The 1,194-nt window shown below is 61.3% G+C and carries 1 protein-coding gene; it reads left to right on the forward strand.

From position 1 onward, the window contains the following. On the forward strand, positions 1-1,194 hold a 1,194-nt coding region (locus RRH01S_RS33050), incomplete at both ends, for a hemagglutinin repeat-containing protein (RefSeq protein WP_042477856.1).

Raw genomic sequence — 1,194 nt, forward strand, 5'->3', positions numbered from 1 at the left:
CCCATAGCTCCGATCTCAACATCCAGACCGGCGGCAACCTGATCGTCACCGCCGGCAAGGACACCGAGACCGAACACGATAGCGCCAAGCGCAAGGGGTTCCTGCGCAGCGGCAGCTCCAGCTATGACGGCTATAACGAAACGACGGTCAGCTCGCAGCTTTCCGCCTCCGGCGACGTCAACCTCGATGCTGGCAAGGCCGCCGTCATTGCCGGATCGAAGGTCAATGCCGATGGCTCCATCAACGTCTCCGGCGACAGCGTCGCTGTGATCGGAGCGCAGGAGGATCACCAGTCCGACAGCAAGCGCAAGGATTCCGGCCTGTTCGTGGGCTCCGGCGGTGGTTTCATCTCGCTTTACGGCAAGAACGAAAAGCAGGGCCAGCAGTTCTCGACGGACAATGTCGGCTCTTCGCTTTCAGCGGGCGAGGACGTCAATCTGACGGCCCGCAAGACCGATCTCAACATCATGGGCTCAACAGTCAATGCCGACCGGGACATCAACCTGTCGGCCGCACGCGATGTCAACGTCACGCCGGGCGCGGAAAGCGCGTCGCAATCCGAGCAGCAGAAGAAATCCGGCTTCGGCCTGGCCGTCTCCGTTGGCAATGGCGGTTTCTCCGTCGGCATCGGCGCGCAGTCGACCAAGGACAGCACGGCGCAGCAGTCCGATACCAACGCTGTGTCGACACTGTCCGCCGGACGTGATCTCAACATCTCGGCAGGCAACAATATCAACCTGCAGGCGACCAGCGCTTCGGCGGAGCGCGACGTCGATCTCTTCGCCAAGAATGACATCAATCTGCTGTCGGCCAACGACGTCACCAACTACCAGGAGGTACACGAGAAGACCTTTACCGGCGTGACCTTCGCGGCCTCGAGCAAGGCGGTGGCCGCCGGCGAAAGCATCATGAACTCGGCCGAGCGGCTGTCGGATGCCGGCGGTGTCAATGCGGTCACCAACACCGCCATTGCTGGCCTCGGCTTCTATCAAGGCTACAAGGACCTGAAGGAGGCTTACAATCAACTCACCAGCACGGATCCCTCCAACAAGACGGGTCTCGGCTTCTCGTTATCGCTGACGGCGGGCGTCAACCATCAGGAAAGCCAATCCTCCTCCTCCTCCTCCTCGCCTGTCGTTACCGACATCCGCGCTGGCCGTTCCATCAGCATGGAGGCTCAGAACGGCAGCATAA

The organism is Rhizobium rhizogenes NBRC 13257, from assembly GCF_000696095.1.
In the GTDB taxonomy this organism is placed as follows: domain Bacteria; phylum Pseudomonadota; class Alphaproteobacteria; order Rhizobiales; family Rhizobiaceae; genus Rhizobium; species Rhizobium rhizogenes.